This window comes from Streptomyces sp. SID13031 (assembly GCF_010548305.1).
Lineage (GTDB): Bacteria > Actinomycetota > Actinomycetes > Propionibacteriales > Kribbellaceae > Kribbella.
The window spans coordinates 62,311-78,305 of sequence record NZ_JAAGLV010000004.1 but is presented as its reverse complement, the minus strand read 5'-3'; the positions used below and the strand labels follow the sequence as shown (position 1 = coordinate 78,305).

Below are 15,995 nucleotides of genomic sequence, written 5' to 3'. Positions count from 1 at the left end.
CTCGACCAGACCCGACTTCGGTATCCGGACGCCGCGATCCACCCCGAAGCGGCCGGGAACGGCGCTAGATTCGTCCCATGGCCGGTTCCGAAGGTCCTCGACGCAGCGCCCGGGACTGGGTCGTCGACAGCCTCAGCTTCACCCTCGCGGTCCTCGTCGGCCTCGTCCTGTACGACGGCGGCAGGAACGACCCGATTCCGTCCTGGCTGCTCGACCTCGACTTCATCGCCGGTATGGCGCTGTGCCTGGCGCTCTGGTTCCGGCGCCGCTGGCCGGTGCAGCTGACGGTCATCGGGGCAGTGATCTCGACGTTCTCGGACACAGCCGGCCCCGCGACCCTGATGCTGATCCTCACGGTGGCGATCTACCGCCCCTGGCGGACGACGCTCGCCATGTTCGGTGTCAACGCGGTGAGCCTGGCCATCTATCTCTTGGTCCGCGACAAGGCCGAGTCGGTCCAGGAGACCGCTCTCTGGGCGATCCTCTTCTACGCCGCTCTGGCCGGCTGGGGCCTGTACCTCCGTTCCCGCCGCCAATTGCTGCAGACCCTCCGCGACCGCGCCGACCGGGCCGAGGCGATGGCGCTCCTGCAGGCCGAGCGTGGCCAGTTGCGAGCCCGCGAGGAGATCGCCCGCGAGATGCACGACGTGCTCGGCCACCGGCTCTCCCTGCTCAGCGTGCACGCCGGCGCCCTGGCCTACCGCCCGGACGCCAACCCGACGGAGGTCGCCAGTGCCGCCGAGATCATCCGCGCCAGCGCCCACCAGGCGCTCCAGGACCTTCGCGAGGTGATCGGCGTACTACGCGCGCCGGTCGGCGAGCTACCGCAGCCGAGCTTCGCGGACCTCCCCGCGCTGGTGGAGGACTCCCGCAAAGCCGGGCTCCCGGTCGAGCTGCAATTCGATGCTCCCGGCAACCTTCCCGAGCACGTCGGCCGGACGGCGTACCGGATCGTCCAGGAAGGGCTGACGAACGCGCTCAAGCACGCGCCGGGCGAGCCGGTCCGGGTCAAGGTGGTCGGTGCGCCGGGCAATGGTCTGACCGTTGAGCTGCACAATCCCGCCGGCCAGGCGCGTCGCGGGGACGGCCAGGGTCTGATCGGTCTGACCGAACGCGCCCAGCTCGTCGACGGGCGACTCGAGCACGGCCGGACACCCGAGGGCGAATTCAGGCTCGCCGCTTGGCTACCGTGGCCCGCATGACCATTCGGGTGTTGATCGTGGACGACGATCCGCTGCTGCGCGCCGGGCTGCAGTTGATGCTCGGCGGCGCGCCGGACATCCGCGTGGTCGGCGAGGCCGGCGACGGCAGCGGCGTCCAGGCCCTGATCGACCGGCTCTCCCCCGATGTCGTGCTGATGGACATCCGGATGCCCGGTATGGACGGCCTGACCGCGACCGAGGCCGTCAGAAAGCGCCCGGGCGCGCCCGAGGTCGTCATCCTGACCACGTTCGACGCCGACGAGCACGTACTGCGCGCGCTCCGCGCGGGTGCCGCGGGCTTCATCCTCAAGGACACCCCGCCGGCCGAGATCGTCGAGTCGGTCCGCCGGATCGCGGGCGGGCAGCCCGTCTTGTCGCCCGGGGTGACGAAGCGGCTGATCACCCGGGTCGCGGCCTCGGGCCAGGACCAGCGCAAGAACAAGGCCGTGCAGCGTCTGAAGGACCTGAACGACCGCGAGCGCGACATCGCCGTGGCCGTCGGCGAGGGCAAGTCGAACGCCGAGATCAGCGCGACCCTGTACCTCAGCATCCCGACCGTGAAGACGCACGTCTCCCGCATCCTCACCAAACTGGACCTCAACAACCGCGTCCAGATCGCCCTGCTCGTCCACGACGCCGGCTTCCTCGACGACACCCGCTGATCACCGATCCTTCACTCTGCCGGATAGCCACTCCATGCTCATGCGCATTAGCCTCTAGGGGTTCCGTCCGCCCCCGGAAGGTTGTGGCATGCGCTTGCTCGTCGGTGGTCTCGCTCTGGCCCTGTTGGTACCAGCTCTCCCGGCTCAAGCAGCCGTAGACCAAGCAGTGGTCGATCCGGCGGCGTACGTCGACCCGTTGATCGGGTCCGCGCGGGACGGCAACACCTGGCCGGGTGCGGTCCGGCCGTTCGGGATGATCTCGTGGAGCCCGACCAGCACCCGCGGCGACCAGACCAGCACCGGCGCGGCCAACGGCTACCAGTACGACGCGACGCGAGTGCGTGGCTTCAGCCTCACCCACGTGAACGGCGCGGGCTGCAACCCGGGCGCCGCCGGGGACGTACCGATCCTGCCGTACGTCGGCGCGGTGGACACCTCGCCGACCGCGGACACCAAGGACGCGAAGTACGCCAGCAACTTCAGCCACGCCGACGAGGTCGCCAAACCCGGCCGCTACACCGTGAAACTGGCGAACGGCGTGACCTCGGACCTGGCGGTCACCACCCGCGCGGGCGTCGGCGACTTCTCCTTCCCCACCGAAGGCCAGCCCAACCTGCTGTTCCGTACGTCGAACTCGCTCAACGGCAGCGAGGACGCCGAGATCAGCATCGACGCGGCCAACCGCAAGGTGACCGGTTCCGTGCTCACCGGAGCGTTCTGCGGCCGGCGCGCGAACGGCGGTACGAACAACCGCAAGACCTACTACCGCCTGTACTTCACCGCCTCCTTCGACCAGCCGGTCGTTGCCACCGGCACCTGGAAGAACGCGGCCGTCACCCCGGGCGGCACCCAGACCACCGGCGGCGAGGGCTACGCGACCGGTGCGGACCGAGCCGGCCGCGGCTCCGGCGGCTACGTCACCTTCGCCCCTGGCGCCAAAGTGAAGATGCGGATCGGTATCTCCTACGTGAGCCTCGCCGGGGCCGAGCAGAACCTCGACACCGAGGTTCGTGAGGACGCGACCGTCAACCGGATCGCCGCCGACGGCTATCGGCAGTGGAAGAACGAGCTGCAGAACACCCGCATCTACGGTGGCAGTGATGCGCAGCGGACCACCTTCTACACCGCGCTCTACCATGCGATGCTGCAGCCGAACATCTTCAACGATGTGGACGGCAACTACCTCGGTACGGACCAGCAGATCCACCAGCTCGCGCCGGGCCAGCAGGCGCAGTACGGGACGTTCTCCGGCTGGGACCAGTACCGGGCGCACATCCAGCTGCTCGCGGTGCTGAAACCGGACATCGCGGGCGACTTCGCGCAGTCGATGTACCAGTTCGCCCAGCAGAACAAGGGGATCTGGGATCGCTGGCTGCACAACAACGGCGCGACGCACGTGATGACCGGCGACCCGGCGGCGCCGACGCTGGCGACCTTCGCGGCGATGGGCGTACAGAACTTCGATGCCGAAGGCGCCTATGACTCCTTGGTGCGGCAGGCAACAGTTCAGAACGCCGAGGCCGAGCTCGACGGCGGTTGCCCCGGGCAATGCACTGGGCAACGACCCGCGCTGAACAACTATCTCCAGAAGCACTACGCACCGCAGGACGCCTGCCACTGCTGGGGTGGCGCCGCCGAGACGCTGGAGAACTCGCTGGCCGACTTCTCCCTGGCCCAGTGGGGATCGCGGCTCGGGAAGCCCACGGCCGACCTGGCCGACCGCGGTACCTGGTGGAAGAACACCTTCGACCCGGCCGTGGGGTATCAGCGGGCACGGAAGGCGGATGGCAGCTGGCAGGCCGGGTTCACGCCGTCGACCGACGTGGGATTCGCGCAGGGTTCCAGCGCGACGTACACGTGGATGGTTCCGCAGGATGTCTCGGGGCTAGCTGAGCTGATGGGCAGCAACACGGTCGAGCGCCTCGACGGCTTCTTCCACGATGCCGCCGGCAACTGGGCCGTCAAGGGCGGTGGTGCGCTCAGGTACGACCCGACCAATGAGCCCGGCCTGCACACTCCGTGGCTCTACAACGGTCTCGGCGTTGCCTGGAAGACCCAGGCGACCACGCGCGAGATCGTCGACACCGTCTACGGGACCGGGCCGTCGGGTCTGCCGGGGAACGACGACCTGGGCACGCTCTCGGCCTGGTACGTCTTCGCCGCGATCGGGCTCTTCCCGCAGACCCCCGGCCGAGCCGAGTTGCTGGTCGGCAGCCCGCTGTTCCCGCGGGTCGACCTGCACCGCAGCAACGGCGTACGGCTGACCATCGAGGCGCCGGAGACGTCAGACGCCAACCAGTACGTCGAATCGCTGACCCTGAACGGCAAGTCACGCGCCGAGTCCTGGCTGCCGGAGTCGTTCCTCACCGACGGCGGCCGGATCAGCGTGCAACTGGGTTCGACCCCCACGACCTGGGGCGCCCCTCCCCTCGACCGCTGACGCTTATGTCCGAAGAAGCGGAGGGACGTCACCTTCACTTCTTCGGACGTAAGGCGTTGGTCAGGAGTCGGTTGCCCTGCGGAACTCCTCGTTGGGCGTTTGGAGGCTGCCTAGGCTGGTGACCTCGCGGCGGAAGAAGAGTGCGAGGGTCCAGTCCAGGATGACCCGGGCCTTGCGGTTGAAGGTGGGGACGCGGGACACGTGGTACGTCCGGTGCAGGAACCAGGCCGGCCAGCCCTTGATCTTCACGCCGTACAGCTGGGCGACGCCCTTGTGCAGGCCGAGGCTCGCGACCGAGCCGACGTACTTGTGCTTGTAGTCCTGCGGCGGCTGACCGTCGACCACGCGGAGGATGTTCGCCGCGAGGCGGCGTGCCTGCCGCACGGCGTGCTGCGCGTTCGGAGCGCAGTACGCGCCGGTCTCGGACGTCAGGTCCGGTACTGCGGCGTTGTCGCCGGCCGACCAGGCGTCGTTGACGCCCTCGATCCGGAGGTTGGCCAGGCACTTGACCCGGCCGCGCTCGTCCAGCGGGAACCCGGTCTGGGCCAGCGCCGGGTTGGCCTTCACGCCGGCCGTCCAGACGATCGTGTCGGCGTCGAACTCCTCGCCGTCGCTCAGTACGACATGGCCCTTCTCGCAGGACTCCAGCCGGGTCTCGAGCTTGATGTCCATGTTGCGCTTGCGCAGCTGCTCGACGGTGTACTGCCCGAGCTCCGGGCCGACCTCGGGCAGGATCCGGTTGGTCGCCTCGACGAGCACCCAGCGCATGTCCTCGGCCGTGACGTTGTCGTAGTACCGGGTGGCGTAGCGGGCCATGTCCTCGAGCTCGGCGAACGCCTCGATCCCGGCATACCCGCCGCCGACGAAGACGAAGGTGAGCGCGGACTTGCGCAGCTCCGGGTCGGGCTGCGACGACGCCACGTCGAGCCGGTCGAGCACCTTGTTGCGCAGGGCGATCGCTTCCTCGACGTTCTTGAAACCTACTGCCTCCTCGGCCAGCCCCGGGATCGGCAGCGTCCGGGCGATCGAGCCGATCGCGATCACCACCTGGTCGTACGCGAGCTCGTAGTCGGGGCCCTCCTCGGGCATCACCTGGGCGACCTTGCGGTCGTGGTCGATCCCGACCACGCGGCCGGTGACCACCCGGCAGCCCTTGAGCGTCTTGCGCAGCGGCACCACGACGTGCCGCGGCTCCACCGAACCGGCTGCCGCCTCGGGCAGGAACGGCTGGTACGTCATCACCGAGCGGGGGTCGACCACGGTGACCCTGATCCGGCCCCGGCGGGCGGCCTTGCGCAGGCCGTACGCGGTGTACATCCCGACGTAACCGCCTCCGACGACGAGGATGTGCGGTACCTGGGCTGCCATTGCCTTCACTCTCCCTGAGTGGTGCTCCAACTTCATGTCCACTTCAGCATAACGGGCTCGTGAAAACTTTCACAAGCCGTCTTCCGGGTGATCTCACCCACCGGGAATCCCCCGTGCGGGGGTTCCCACCTCCCCTACTCTGCCGCCTGCACCCACCCAGACCTAGCGCCGACCACCGCGGTAACACAACCGCAAGTTCAGAGCCCCGCGATCGCCTTCGCCCGGGCCAGCACCGCGTCGAGCATGGGCTCGGTCAGTTTGCCGGTGAAGGTGTTCTGCTGGCTGGGGTGGAAGCAGCCGAGGACGGCGACTTCGCCGTACGGGCCTGGTACGACGTACTCGACCGCGTGGCCGAATTTGGGGCGGGGCTTCGGTACCTGGCCGCCGACGGCCTGCAGCGCGTTGAGGAGGACGTCGAAGCCGAATTTGCCCAGGCAGACGATCGCCCGACTGGAGGGCAGGACCAGCTTCAGCTCGGCGTGGAACCACGGGGAGCAGTTGTCGCGCTCGTCCGGCGTCGGCTTGTTGGCGGGTGGGGCGCAGCGGACGGCGGCCATCATGCGGGCGCCTCGGAGATGCAGGCCGTCGCCTGCGTGCTCGCTGGTCGGTTGCGAGGCCAGGCCGACCCGGTAGAGCGACGCGAAGAGCCAGTCGCCCGAGCGGTCGCCGGTGAAGACCCGGCCGGTGCGGTTGCCGCCGTTCGCGGCTGGGGCGAGGCCTGCGATCAGCACGCGCGGCGCAGGGTCTCCCCAACCGGCGATCGGGCGACCCCAGTACGGCTGGTCCGCAAAGGACTTTCGCTTGCTTAGGGCAACCTCTTCACGCCAGGAGACCAACCGGGTACACGCACGACAGACGGACACCCTGGCGTCGAGTTCCGCCAGGTCGTCCGTCTGCGCGAGCTTGACGACTTCCGCCGCATCGTGAGCGACCGCAGTACTACGGGCCGCCGGGTCCTCGGGCCAGCCCGTCCCCGGCGGCACCGGGCTCTCGTACAGGTCGCCGGTCAATGGGTGCGGCAGCTTCATGCCCTCAGCGTAGAACCGTCAGCTGACGAGCTCCTCGAGAAGCGGGTCCGGCGCGGCCTTCGTGACCCGGCGAGTCGCCGGGATGGCGAGCGCCAGCACGACCGCAGCTGCCGAGAAGCACGCCAGCAGGTAGAACGTATCGGTGAAGCCGGACTCGGCGGGCAGGCCGGAGGGCTGAAGATGGCCGGTGATGATGGAGCTGGCCACCGCCGTACCTATCGATCCGCCGATAGTGCGGATGTTGGCGTTCATCCCAGTGGCCGCGCCGGTCTGCTCACGGGGCACGTTCTGCACGATCAGGCTGGTCATCGATGCGTACGCCAGACCGAGCCCGACACCGAAGATCGCCGTCGAGATCGCGAGCTGCCACGGCGCGTGATGGAACTGCGCGAACAGCAGCGCCGCGACCAGGCTCAGGGCCGAGCCCGAGACCACCTGGGCCTTCGCCCCGAAGCGCGGCGCCAACGGCCCACTCAGCGAACCGGCGACGGCCATCGTGACCAGCATCGGCAACATCAGCAGTCCGGCCTGCGTCACGCTCGAGCCGAACCCGAAGCCCGCAGCCTTGGGGATCTGCACGAACTGCGGCACGAACGCGTAGACCGCGAACATCGCCGCACCGAAGAGCAAAGCCACCAGGTTGGTCGTCCAGACCGCCGGCAACCGCATCATCCGCATGTCGATCAGCGGATTCTTCGACCGCAGCTCGACGGTGATCCAAGCGGCCAGCAGTACGGCGGCCGCGACGAACAGGCCGACCGTCCGGGCCGACCCCCAACCCCAGGAGCGGCCGGTGCTCACGGGCAGCAACAGCGCGATCAGCCAGCCGGAGAGCAGCAGGGCAGCGAGCCAGTCGATCCGGCCAGGCACCCGATTCGGCGACTCAGGGACGTACCTGCGAACCAGTACCGCGGCGATCGTGACGACGACGAGCGGGATCCAGAACAGCCAACGCCAGCCGAGCGCCTGCACGATCGGTCCGGCCAGAACGATCCCCAGCCCACCGCCGGCCGCGATCACCGCCGACACCAGGCCGACCACGGATGGCACCCGCTCGGTGGGGAACTCATCCCGGATGATGCCGAACGACAGCGGGAAGACCGCCCCGCCGAGCCCCTGGACCACCCGGGCCGCGATCAGTACACCAATGTTCGGCGCGATCGCCGCGAGCAGACACCCGACCGCGAGGGCAACCAGGGCGATGAGCAGAGTGCGCTCTTTGCCGACCATGTCGCCGACCCGGCCGAGCAGCGGGGTCGACACCGAGACCGAGAGGAGCAGCGCGGTGAACACCCAGGTGACGAGGCCTGGGGTGGTGTGCAGGTCTCGCTGGATCAGCGGCAGCGCCGGGGTGACCAGCGACTGCAGCATAGAGAAAGCAGCCACGACGGTCGCTAGCACGGCCAGCGTCAATCGCGGTGAGTTATGCCTGATTCTGGGCATGCAGAAGTCCTTCGAGAGGGTGTGAGCGTGCCTGCCGGCGGCGGCACGGTAGACCCCGATCTGCTAAAGTCGAGGCGTGCCTCCACTATAACGGAGGCAGTCCTCCGTTTCTAGTCGATAGGGTGACTGGGGTGACCGAGACCACAAACGCACGCGGCAATCTTGGCGTCGCGATCAAGCGCCCGCATCGCGCCGACGCGCGGCGCAACTTCGACGCCCTGCTGGCCGCCGCCCGGGACGCCTTCGCCGAGAACGGCGCCGGTGCGTCGCTGGAGGAGATCGCCCGCCGGGCCGGGGTCGGCATCGGCACGCTCTACCGGAACTTCCCGACCCGCCAGGACCTCTTCGACGCCGTCTACTTCGGCGAGATCGAGGAGCTGTGCCAGGCCGCGGACGAGGTCGCCGACCTGCCGCCGTGGCAGGCGTTCGAGACCTGGCTGCAGCGCTTCGTCGGGTACGCCGCGACCAAGCGCGCCATCTACGAGGAGCTGAACCGCGACTCCGAGCTGTTCCGCACCGCCCGCGAGGCGATGTACGGCGCCGGCCAGCCGCTGTTCGACCAGGCGCAGGAGGCGGGCGTCATCCGCGCCGACACCAGCTTCGACGACGTACTCCGGATGGTCAGCGGCCTGACCGCCGCCGGCTTCGTCGACGAAGCCCAACGCACCCGAGTCCTAAACCTGGCCCTGGACGGCCTCCGCCCCCGCCCTCCCGTCCCGACCGACAGGACATAGTCCGCGCGAGGGCAGACTCCCCCGCTCACGCAGCACCCCAGCGACCGCCGATCGGGGACTATGTCCTGTCCGTCGGGACAGAACCGCTGACCGCGCGGGCGAGCGCGAGTGCGACGCCGTCGAGGATGTCGTGTTCTGAGACCAGGACGCCGTCGTAGTCCAGGCGGTCGTGCAATCGCTGCAGGATCAACGCGCCGGCCCCGATCACATCCACCCGACCGGGGTGAATCGCCGGTACTGCGGCCCGCGCCATCCGCGTCGCCCCCATTAGCCACGACGTCGTGTCGAGCAGCAGATCACCATGGATCCGCGCATGGTGAATCACGCCGGGGTCGTACTCGGTCAGCTTGAGCGCCACCGCCGCCACCGTCGTCACTGTCCCGGCTACCCCGATCAAACAGCGCGCCTTCGACAACGGCACCGCCGTCGAGTCGAGCAACGCGTCGATGTCCTTGGTGGCAGCCGCCATCTCCTCGACCGTCGCCGGATCCGAGTGCAGGTGCCGCTCGGTCATCCGCACCGAACCCATGTCGAGCGACTCGGCAGCCAGTACGCCGTCGGCGTCGCCCAGCACCAACTCGGTCGACCCGCCGCCGATGTCGGCCACCAGATACGGACCCGGTACTTCGAGCGCCGCGAGCCCGCCGGTCGCACCCTGGAAACTCAGTGCTGCCTCTTCGTCACCCGAGATGATGTCCGGCGACACCCCGAGCCGCTCGGACACCCCGGCGAAGAACTCGTCCCGGTTGCTCACATCGCGAGCCGCCGAGGTCGCCACGAACCTCAACCGGTCGATCCCAGCGGCCTGCACGATCTCGGCGTACTCCCCACAGGCCGCGAAGGTACGGATCAGCGCATCGGGAGCAAACGCCCCGGTCGAGTCGACGCCCTGCCCCAGCCGGACAATGCGCATCTGCCGATCGACCTCGGTCAGCTCGCCATCGGCATAGTCCGCGATCAACAGCCGGATCGAGTTGGTCCCACAATCGATCGCAGCAACCCGCACTGACTGACCAGACACAGCACCGTCAGACACAGCACCGTCAGACACAGGGGCCTCGGCGGCTCCAGTCGGGGAGCAGCGCCAGGGCCTCGTCGCCCAGTGGGTTGACGCCGGGGCCGGCCGCCAGCGAGTGGCCGACGAGGACATGCAAACACTTCACCCGCGTGGGCATGCCGCCGGCGCTGATACCGGCGATCTCGGGCACATCGCCCAGCAACTCGCGGCGGCGCAGGTAGTCCTCGTGCGCGGCGCGATAACGAGCGGCCAGCTCCTCGTCCTCCCCCAGCCGATCCGTCATCTCCTTCATCACGCCCTCCGCCTCGAGCGTGCCGATCGCTGACGCGAGTCGCGGGCAGGTGAGGTAGTACGTGGTCGGGAACGGCGTGCCGTCGGGGAGCCTCGGCTCGGTCTCGACCACATCGGGCAGGCCGCAGCCGCAGCGGTGCGCGATCGAACGGATCCCGCGGGCCGGGCGGCCGAGCTGTGCGCTGACGGCCGTAACGTCCTCGGGTGTAACGCTCACCTGCTGCCCTTCGGTGGTGCGGTCAGAACTGGTTTGGGGGTCGGCTTCGGCGCGGCCGGTTTGGCCGCGGCCGGTGGCTTGCCGGCGCCTTCGACGCTGCCCCAGAGCTTCGTGTACCAGGTCGGCTTCTGCGGGGCGTCGGCCTTCGGATCGGCCGGGCCCGCGGGCTCCGGCGGGGCGCCGACGGGCTTGCCATCCGCGCCGATCACCCTGTACCCGATCTCGCCCGGCATCACCCAGCCGAGCCGTTGCCGGGCCTGTGCCTTGACGTAGGCATCGTCGTCCCAGCGCTGGACCTCGTCGCCGAGCTGGCCGACGCGCAGCTCGCGATCGCGGATCTCCTGCTGCAGCGCGCTGATCTGCTGGTGCTGGTCGAACCAGACCCGCAGGCTCTGCGCGTACGAGACGACCAGCGCACCGAGCACGAGCAGCACGACGGCTGCCCGGCCGGTGAGGTTGCGGGAACCCCGGGTCCGGGGTGGACCGGCCGGAGTTCCCGTCGTCCGTCGTTTGGGCGGCTGGTTGCCGTCCCGGCGGGCAGGCGGGCGCGACTGGCTGCGACTGGTCGGTCGCGAGCCTGGGCGCGCACCTGGATCCCGGCGGGAGGACATCTCAGCAGTTTACGTCGGTCAGCCCTTGAATCGAGGGAAGGCCGAGCGACCGGCGTACCGGGCCGCGTCGTCGAGCTCCTCCTCGATCCGGAGCAGCTGGTTGTACTTCGCCGTCCGGTCGGACCGGGCCGGGGCGCCGGACTTGATCTGGCCGCAGTTGGTCGCCACCGCGAGGTCGGCGATCGTGGTGTCCTCGGTCTCGCCGGAACGGTGGCTCATCATGCAGCTGAACCCGTTGCGGTGGGCCAGGTCGACGGCGTCCAGGGTCTCGGTCAGCGTGCCGATCTGGTTCACCTTGACCAGCAGGGCGTTGGCCGCCTTCTCGGTGATACCGCGCTGCAGCCGCTCGACCTGGGTGACGAACAGGTCGTCGCCGACCACCTGGATCTTGTCGCCGAGCTGGGCGCTGAGGTTCTTCCAGCCGTCCCAGTCCTCCTCGTCCAGCGGGTCCTCGATCGACACGATCGGGTACGACGCCACCAGTTCGGCGTAGTACGCGATCATCTCGTCGGACGTCTTCTTGCCGCCCTCGAAGGCGTAGACGCCGTCGGTGTGGAACTCGCTCGCGGCCACGTCCATCGCCAGCGCGATGTCCTCGCCGGGCTTGAAGCCGGCCCGCTCGATCGCGACCAGGATCAGGTCCAGGGCGTCGCGGTTGCTCGGCAGGTTCGGGGCGAAGCCGCCCTCGTCGCCGAGGCCGGTGGACAGGCCCTTCTCCTTCAGCACGGCCTTCAGCGCGTGGTAGACGGTCGCACCCTGCATCAGGGCGTCCGAGTACGTCGACGCGCCGATCGGGGCGATCATGAACTCCTGCACGTCGACGTTGCTGTCCGCGTGCGAGCCGCCGTTGAGGATGTTCATCATCGGCACCGGGAGCACGTGCGCGTTCGGGCCGCCGACGTAGCGGTAGAGGTCCAGACCGGCGCTCTCGGCGGCGGCCTTGGCCACCGCGAGGCTGACGCCGAGGATGGCGTTCGCGCCCAGCTTGGACTTGTTCGGCGTACCGTCCAGGTCGATCAGGGCCTGGTCGATCAGCCGCTGCTCGTGGACGTCGTAGCCGACGATCTCCTTGTCGATGTCCTCCAGGATGGCCGTGATGGCCTTCTGGACACCCTTGCCGCCGTAACGGGACTTGTCCCCGTCACGCAGCTCGACGGCCTCGAACTGGCCGGTGGAAGCTCCCGACGGCACTGCCGCCCGGGAGACGGTGTCGTCGTCGAGGAGAACCTCGACCTCGACAGTGGGGTTACCGCGCGAGTCAAGAATCTCGCGGGCGCCGACGGCCTCGATGGTGGCCACATCTACTCCCTTGTTCACACCTGATGTCAGCCCCGAGCCTAGCGGCCAGACCAGTCGGGCCCGTGGACCGCGTCTGCCTTCAGTACTTCGGAGATCGCCGCGGCCGGGACCGTACGGACCAGCAGAACCCCGTTCGGGGCTTCGAAAACGGGCTGCCCGAGCCTCGCCGGATCGATGCCGAGCAGTACGTCGACCCTGGATCGCCTGCCCACGTGGCTGTTCCGGGCCGGTGCGAGGTGGACGTGGGTCCGCCGGCCCGGGTGCAGGCCTTCGCGCAGGATCGCGTCCAGGACGGTCAAATTCGTGCCGTGCCAGAGTTCTTCGACGGGGTGCACCCGTCGCCAACTGTTCTCCAAGGCTTCACGGGTAACGGGCATTCCGGCGTTGGAGTGGCCCTGGCAGGCGCGGATCCGGGCGCCGTCGACCTGCAGCCGCGCCTTGTCGTTGTGCTCCACGGCGGTGGCGAGCGCAGTACGGTCCATTCGGAGGAGTTTGCAGACGTCTTCGATCAGGGCCCAGCCGTCGGGGGTCATCGCGAGTCCGCGGTCGCCGGCGGAGTGCCTGAGCAGTCGGGAAAGCTGTCGGCTGGCCCGGCTCACGCTCCCACCGCCGCTCCCGCTCATGTGACGAAGCGTGTCAGCAGCGTCCGTAGCGTGTCGAGGCGTTTGTCGGCGGGACGGTCGCGGCGGGTGACCAGGTAGTAACGGATCTGCGGGAGATCCTTGATCGGGATGGTTCGCACGGCGGCCGGCGTACGGACGAAGCCGTTGACGACCGCCGGCCCGACACCCAACCGGACGAAGTGGACCAGCAGAACCCAGCCCTCGGCCTCCACCGCGACGGTCCAGTCGACCCCGGCGTCGAGCAGGCTGCGCTCGAGTTGCTGCCGATGCGGGCGGGCCTTCGGCGGTACGACCAGGGCCTCACCACCGAGATCCTTCAAGCGGACCGTACGCCGATCCGCCAGGCGGTGATCGGGGCGGACCGCGAGCACTTGCGGGTACTGCGTCAGCAACTCGCAGTCGAGATCCTCGGGTGGGATCGTGAGCGCGGTGACGCCGACATCGGCCGTGCCGTCGCGGACCGCGGCGAGCGTGGCGTCCGAGTCCGTGGTCATCAGGCGCAGGCCGAGCTTGCGATCGAGGTACCGGCGGAGGACGTCGCCGATGACATAGAGGTACGCCCCCGAGCCGGCCGCGAGGACGAGCCGCCGGGGTGGCAGGACGTCGAGGGAGTCGAGGAACGCGGCGGCCCGGGTGCGGGTGTCGTTGGCGAAGGCGGCGAGCTGGTCGCCGGTCTCGGTCAGCAGCAGGTTGCGGCCCTGGCGCTCGTACAGCTGTTTGCCCAGCGTCTGCTCGAGCTTGCGGATCCTGGCGTGCAACGCGGGCTGGCTGACGTGCAGCTCATCCGCCGCGTGGGTGAAGTTGCGGTGCTTGGCGAAGGCCGCGAACGCCTCCAGGTCCTCGGCGACCAGGCGATCCAGAATCATCACTTCAAACTATAGCTTCGCGGTCTATTAATAGTTCTGTCGACATAGTCGGCTGCCCGACGATCGAGACATGAACAGATTGGGAATCGATATCGGCCGCGTCATCATCGACAGCCCGCCCGGCGAGGACACCACGTTCTTCCACGGCGACCAGGCCGCCGTACTACGCACCCCCGGCGTCCCCGGAGCATTCGAAGCGATCACCCGCCTGGTGAACCTCTTCGACGGCCAGGCCTGGCTCATCTCCAAGTGCGGCCCCAGAATCCAGGGCCGCTCGATGGACTGGCTCCGCCACCACGACTTCTTCACCCACACCGGCATCCCCGAAACCAACGTCCGCTTCTGCCTCCGCCGCCCCGACAAGGCAATCCACTGCACCGACCTAGCCAAATCCCCAATGGAATCGCCTGTTGGCTCTGTCCCTACCGACAGGACATAGTGCCTGTACTGCGAACGGCCGCCGCCTCCGTGAGCGTGGCGCTCGAGCCAACGCCCGACTATGTCCTGTCGCTAGGGACAGCCCAAGGCTGCCAGGCAGACAACTGGCCTCTCAGCCGGCTTCGGCGGTTCTGATTTCGTCGGTCAGGCGGTGGGTTGCTGTCCGGAGTGCCTGTTCGGGGTCGACGCCGAGAGCACGGGCTTCGCGGACCAGTTCGAGTAGGGCCTCGCCGATGCGGGTCTCGTCGTCGGTCGCTTCTGCTGCGGGAAGGTCGGCGGGGAGGACCTTTGCGGCTCGGCCGAGGACCTTGTCGGCCAGGGCGAGGGCGGGGAGGGCCAAGGGGATGCCTTCGAGGACTGAGGTGCGTTGTTTTTCGGCTGCCTTGATGGTTTCCCAGTTCGCCTCCACCGTGGCGGAGTCGGCTGCGGTGACGTCGGCGAAGACGTGGGGGTGGCGGCGGATGAGTTTTTCGACCAGGCCGCCGGCTACGTCGTCGATGGAGAAGCCGTCGTCCTCTTCCGAGATCTCTTCGGCGATGCGGGCGTGGAAGGCGACCTGGAGGAGCAGGTCGCCGAGTTCCTCGCGCAGGTGTACGTAGTCGCCTGAGTCGATTGCTTCGAGGGTCTCGTAGGTCTCTTCGAGCAGGTAGCGCGCGAGGCTCTGGTGGGTCTGCTCCTGGTCCCATGGGCAGTTGCGCCGGAGCCGGTCCATCACCCGCACGAGGTCGATCAGCCGCGCTCCCGGTACGTCGTACGAGCCGTGCACGATCTCGACCTCGTACTCCGGCCGCGGCTCCCTGCTGAGCTGGTCGGCGATCAGTCGCAGCAAGGCGGGCTCGCCGTCCTCGCCGATCAGCCACGCGACGCGGCAGCCGGTGGCGGCGGCGTCGGTCAGCCAGGCCCACTGCTCGCCGACCTCACCCACGATGTGCTGCAGGACGAGCCCGGACCCGATCAGTGCCTGGACGTCCGGGCGCTCGGGGCCTGCCGAGGCGCCGATGTGTTCGGCGTCGGTGAAGACCTGCCAGCCGGCCCGGGTCAGCAACCCGGGCGCGACCCGTGGACTGGTGAGGACGACCTTGATCGAGCCCGTCAAAAGCTCAGCCCTGCGGCTCAGCAGGTGGCTGCTCAGCCGGCGGCTGCTCGCCCTGCGGCGCGGTCGGGGTCGGCTTGCTCTGGTCGGACAGGACCGAGAGCGATCCCGAGGTGCCGTCGACCTTGCTGCCGTCCCACTTGCCGTAGCGCGGCGAGACGTCGACGTCGATCTTCTTCGCCGCGTCGTCGAGCAGCTGCGCGCCCTCGGAGTTCAGCTGCTGCGCGTTCGGGTCGGTGATCCCGGTGCCGCCGGCCAGCTTGATCCGGCCGACCAGTGCCCGCGCCGAGGCGATCAGGAAGTCGTTGGTCGACGGGTTGCCGGTGAACTTCTGGTAGAGCGCCTCGTCGACGACCACCTTGGTGGCCGGGCCGAGCTCCGCGTCGCTGACGCTGATCGAGCGCTGGTTCAGCACCTGGGCGGCGAGCTCGTTGCTGACCAGCAGGCTCAGCACGGCCGACGGCGCGACCTGCTGCTGGTCGCCGACCGCACTCTGGATCGCCGAGGTGCTCTTGTCCAGATCGCTGACGCTGATCTCCTTGCCGCCGATCGTCGCCGCCGCACCCGGGTGGGTGCCCGCGGCGCAGCCGCCGAGCAGCAGGACCGAGGCCAGCGCCGCGCCGACAACCTGCGCAGCCCGAAGCCGTCGCGAAGTGCTCACC

General features: G+C 68.9%; 16 protein-coding genes. 5 read left to right on the top strand and 11 right to left on the bottom strand.

The annotated features are described in order from the left end of the window. Positions 1–77: 77 nt before the first annotated feature. The 3 genes from G3I17_RS10065 (at position 78) to G3I17_RS10055 (ending at position 4,304) form a co-directional block, all read left to right on the top strand. A complete protein-coding gene (locus G3I17_RS10065) occupies positions 78–1,202 on the top strand; it encodes a histidine kinase (protein WP_164595696.1) in 1,125 nt (374 codons plus the stop codon). Then, positions 1,199–1,864 (top strand): response regulator transcription factor, encoded by a 666-nt coding sequence (locus tag G3I17_RS10060; protein ID WP_164595695.1) that lies wholly within the window; start codon positions 1,199–1,201, stop codon positions 1,862–1,864. Before G3I17_RS10065 ends, G3I17_RS10060 begins: the two co-directional genes overlap by 4 nt. An 88-nt stretch (positions 1,865–1,952) precedes the next feature. Continuing rightward, complete coding sequence (locus tag G3I17_RS10055) at positions 1,953–4,304, top strand: GH92 family glycosyl hydrolase (protein ID WP_164595694.1); 2,352 nt, start codon at positions 1,953–1,955, stop codon at positions 4,302–4,304. Positions 4,305–4,364: 60 nt separating this feature from the next. Here the strand turns inward: G3I17_RS10055 and G3I17_RS10050 are convergent, their stop codons facing one another. From G3I17_RS10050 to G3I17_RS10040, 3 genes are all read right to left on the bottom strand, one after another. Beyond that, positions 4,365–5,672: an NAD(P)/FAD-dependent oxidoreductase gene (locus tag G3I17_RS10050; protein WP_164595693.1), complete on the bottom strand. Its 1,308-nt coding sequence runs from the start codon at positions 5,670–5,672 to the stop codon at positions 4,365–4,367. A gap of 197 nt (positions 5,673–5,869) precedes the next feature. Further along, positions 5,870–6,700, bottom strand: a complete 831-nt coding sequence (locus tag G3I17_RS10045) for a uracil-DNA glycosylase (RefSeq protein ID WP_164595692.1) — start codon at positions 6,698–6,700, stop codon at positions 5,870–5,872. A gap of 18 nt (positions 6,701–6,718) precedes the next feature. Next, on the bottom strand, positions 6,719–8,143 hold the full coding sequence (locus G3I17_RS10040; RefSeq protein WP_164595691.1) for an MFS transporter: 1,425 nt from the start codon (positions 8,141–8,143) through the stop codon (positions 6,719–6,721). A 131-nt stretch (positions 8,144–8,274) separates the two neighbouring features. On the opposite strand from G3I17_RS10040, the gene G3I17_RS10035 reads away from it, so the two are divergent. Further along, on the top strand, positions 8,275–8,877 hold the full coding sequence (locus G3I17_RS10035) for a TetR/AcrR family transcriptional regulator (RefSeq protein WP_164595690.1): 603 nt from the start codon (positions 8,275–8,277) through the stop codon (positions 8,875–8,877). 58 nt (positions 8,878–8,935) lie between these two features. Here G3I17_RS10035 and G3I17_RS10030 read toward each other — a convergent pair whose 3' ends face one another. From G3I17_RS10030 to G3I17_RS10005, 6 genes are read right to left on the bottom strand one after another with little or no spacing between them, the layout of a single operon-like run. Continuing rightward, the gene (locus G3I17_RS10030) at positions 8,936–9,883 is read right to left on the bottom strand and encodes a Ppx/GppA phosphatase family protein (RefSeq protein WP_343238255.1); all 948 of its coding nucleotides are present in this window, start codon (positions 9,881–9,883) and stop codon (positions 8,936–8,938) included. Positions 9,884–9,920: 37 nt separating this feature from the next. After that, positions 9,921–10,403 (bottom strand): DUF501 domain-containing protein, encoded by a 483-nt coding sequence (locus G3I17_RS10025; RefSeq protein ID WP_164595688.1) that lies wholly within the window; start codon positions 10,401–10,403, stop codon positions 9,921–9,923. Continuing rightward, entirely contained in the window at positions 10,400–11,014 is a 615-nt protein-coding gene (locus G3I17_RS10020) for a septum formation initiator family protein (RefSeq protein ID WP_203589992.1), read from the bottom strand. The genes G3I17_RS10025 and G3I17_RS10020 overlap by 4 nt, the downstream gene beginning before the upstream one ends. An 18-nt stretch (positions 11,015–11,032) precedes the next feature. After that, positions 11,033–12,313, bottom strand: a complete 1,281-nt coding sequence (eno, locus tag G3I17_RS10015; RefSeq protein WP_164595687.1) for a phosphopyruvate hydratase — start codon at positions 12,311–12,313, stop codon at positions 11,033–11,035. Positions 12,314–12,351: 38 nt separating this feature from the next. After that, on the bottom strand, positions 12,352–12,936 hold the full coding sequence (locus G3I17_RS10010; protein WP_164595686.1) for an RNA 2'-phosphotransferase: 585 nt from the start codon (positions 12,934–12,936) through the stop codon (positions 12,352–12,354). Beyond that, complete coding sequence (locus tag G3I17_RS10005) at positions 12,933–13,802, bottom strand: LysR family transcriptional regulator (protein ID WP_164595685.1); 870 nt, start codon at positions 13,800–13,802, stop codon at positions 12,933–12,935. The genes G3I17_RS10010 and G3I17_RS10005 overlap by 4 nt, the downstream gene beginning before the upstream one ends. Positions 13,803–13,872: 70 nt before the next feature. On the opposite strand from G3I17_RS10005, the gene G3I17_RS10000 reads away from it, so the two are divergent. Beyond that, positions 13,873–14,241 carry a hypothetical protein gene (locus G3I17_RS10000; protein ID WP_164595684.1) on the top strand — a complete coding sequence of 123 codons (369 nt, stop codon included), beginning with the start codon at positions 13,873–13,875 and terminating at the stop codon, positions 14,239–14,241. 111 nt (positions 14,242–14,352) lie between these two features. On the opposite strand, the gene G3I17_RS09995 is transcribed toward G3I17_RS10000, so the two are convergent. Both G3I17_RS09995 and G3I17_RS09990 read right to left on the bottom strand, forming a co-directional pair. Next, entirely contained in the window at positions 14,353–15,336 is a 984-nt protein-coding gene (locus G3I17_RS09995) for a MazG family protein (RefSeq protein WP_164595683.1), read from the bottom strand. Between the two features lie 4 nt (positions 15,337–15,340). Further along, entirely contained in the window at positions 15,341–15,994 is a 654-nt protein-coding gene (locus G3I17_RS09990; protein ID WP_203589991.1) for a SurA N-terminal domain-containing protein, read from the bottom strand. Between the last annotated feature and the right edge of the window lies 1 nt (position 15,995).